Origin of the sequence: Flavobacterium aquaticum (assembly GCF_003259835.1) — a bacterium.
GTDB classification, from domain to species: Bacteria; Bacteroidota; Bacteroidia; order Flavobacteriales; family Flavobacteriaceae; genus Flavobacterium; species Flavobacterium aquaticum.
The window spans coordinates 1-2,227 of sequence record NZ_QLMI01000020.1 but is presented as its reverse complement, the minus strand read 5'-3'; the positions used below and the strand labels follow the sequence as shown (position 1 = coordinate 2,227).

Annotated in this window: 4 protein-coding genes; all 4 read right to left on the bottom strand. The window is 38.2% G+C overall.

Features of this window, described 5'->3' with window-relative positions; genetic code table 11:
* Window positions 1-29: 29 nt before the first annotated feature.
* On the bottom strand, window positions 30-719 hold the full coding sequence (locus tag B0I03_RS13095) for a T9SS type A sorting domain-containing protein (protein ID WP_111567877.1): 690 nt from the start codon (window positions 717-719) through the stop codon (window positions 30-32).
* Window positions 670-1,434: an RCC1 domain-containing protein gene (locus B0I03_RS13090; protein ID WP_111567876.1), complete on the bottom strand. Its 765-nt coding sequence runs from the start codon at window positions 1,432-1,434 to the stop codon at window positions 670-672. The genes B0I03_RS13095 and B0I03_RS13090 overlap by 50 nt, the downstream gene beginning before the upstream one ends.
* A 53-nt stretch (window positions 1,435-1,487) precedes the next feature.
* A complete protein-coding gene (locus B0I03_RS13085) occupies window positions 1,488-2,024 on the bottom strand; it encodes a T9SS type A sorting domain-containing protein (RefSeq protein ID WP_111567875.1) in 537 nt (178 codons plus the stop codon).
* A partial coding sequence (locus B0I03_RS13255) for a hypothetical protein (RefSeq protein ID WP_220084608.1) occupies window positions 2,024-2,227 on the bottom strand: 204 nt, incomplete at its 5' end. The genes B0I03_RS13255 and B0I03_RS13085, both read right to left, overlap by 1 nt.

Here is a 2,227-nt window from a genome sequence, read left to right as displayed (position 1 = left end):
TAAAAAAAATATCCACAACCCGAAATTTTCTACTCAACAACCAACTTACTACTAAAAACCACAGCTTCTCCTTGCTTAACCAAAACCAAATAAACTCCTGCAGGATAAGAACTCACATTCAGCTCACTACTTCCTGTAACAGAATTCAAAGCCACATTTTGAATCAACCTACCAGTTAAATCAAAAACTTCAACAGTTGCATTAGCATCAGTTAAATTATAAGCTAAATTTACCACATCCTTAGCAGGATTAGGATACATCGTAAAAACATTTTCTTGTTCAAATTCATCAGTGCTTAAGGTAGCACAAAGCCCCGTCATTAGGGTAGGAACATAAACCGGATTTCCAACAGTACCATTACCATATTGCCCCCCTTGATTATCTCCCCAGGACCAAACGGTGCCATCGGATTTTGTAGCAATGGTAAACTGATCATTACCAGCGCCACCTGAAACCACATCAACCCAGTCGGTATCAGTACCCACTTGAACAGGAGTAAATTGATTAGTAGTGTTGCCTATTCCAAGCTGTCCTACATCATTAAGTCCCCAAGCCCAAAGGGTACCATCAGGTTTAATTCCAAAGGAGACTTTCCATCCAGCAAATACTTTAGACCAAGCACTTGTACCGACTTGAGTTGGTGTGTCTCTATAGTAAGATGAAGGGAAATTATCGCCTGTTTGGCCATATTCCCCCCCCCCAAGACCACAAGGTACCATTGGTTTTTAAGGCTAAAATATGGGCAGCGCCAACATGAATACTAGCCCAATCGGTATCTGCATTCAATTGAGTGGGAATACTTCGTGCCATAACAGTACTGTTACCTAATAAACCTGCAAGATTCAATCCCCACCCCCAAATAGTGCCATCATTTTTTAAAGCAAAAACAGAAGCACCCCTACTAGTTTCAATATCCACCCAATGATTCGCTGTACCAATTTGAATGGGAGTAAGTTGATTGGTACAACACGTATTATTTCCCATTTCATATTGATCGTTTTGTCCCCAACCCCAGATAGTCCCATCCGTTTTTAAACCAATAGTCATATCACTCGATGCGGATATCTTTTGCCAATTAGTGGCGGTACCGATTTGTTGTAAAGTAGGATTTATTGTAGTTGTAGAACCATTACCTAATAGTCCGTACCTACCATCTCCCATAGCCCATAAAGTACCATTATTTTTAATAATAAAAGTATTGTATGGGCCAGTACTTACTTTTAACCAATCAGTAGCTGTACCTATTTGAAAAAGAGTAGGATTAACTAAATTAGTATTACTCAATTGACCAATATCACTTGAACCCCAACCCCATAGCGAGCCATCTGATTTAATTGATACGACATGATAGTCTCCAATCTGAAAACCATTATAACATTGACTAAAAGTTGAAGCAGATACCCATAAAAAGAATAAAGTAATTTTTTTAAGCATAATTCGTTAGTTTAAAAACAGGTACGCTTTCAGCGTACCTGTTTAGGGTTAATCTATTTAATAATTAACTTGTTTTGCCATAAGATAGTACCCGCTTGTTTAACCACTAGCATATACATACCTGCTGGATAAGAGTCAATCGCTAAAGTGACTTCCTTATCACTCGAAGATAAAGCTTTTTTAGCAATACTTCTTCCTGTCAAATCATAAATTTCCAATGTGGCACCTTCTAATTCTAGAGAGTAAGAAAGGGTTACTGCTGTAACGGCAGGATTAGGATAAAGACTAAAACTAGTTGGGTTAGAATTAACTTCATTCTTATCTACACTTGCCATTTTTCCAGTAGAATCACATCCTGCAACATCAACATCAAATTTAGTGATACACAATTCATATACTTCTTTGTAAGGCACTGTTCCTTGCAAAATCCAAGTCAATACACCTCCGTTAAAAGGACTTTGTGGAATAACGGTTACTTGAATTACATTTTGTCCTGGTTGTAAGGTAAACGAAGAAGGGAGGAGTACTACTTGATTCGTCTCTTCACTCAATGTCACTTGATAAGGAATTGTCATACCACTATAAATCATTATTTTGTCATATCGAGCGTTTGCTCATTTGTCATATCGAGCGAAGTCGAGATACCTAGGCACCCCACTAAACGCAGTTTAGTCCACAACCCGAAACCTGATGCAATAAAGTAAAACGCTCTGTGCAACTCCTTCAACGCAATCCACTTCAAAAAAAACTCGGTGTAGCTCGGTGTAAAAAAAATATCCACAACCCGAAATTT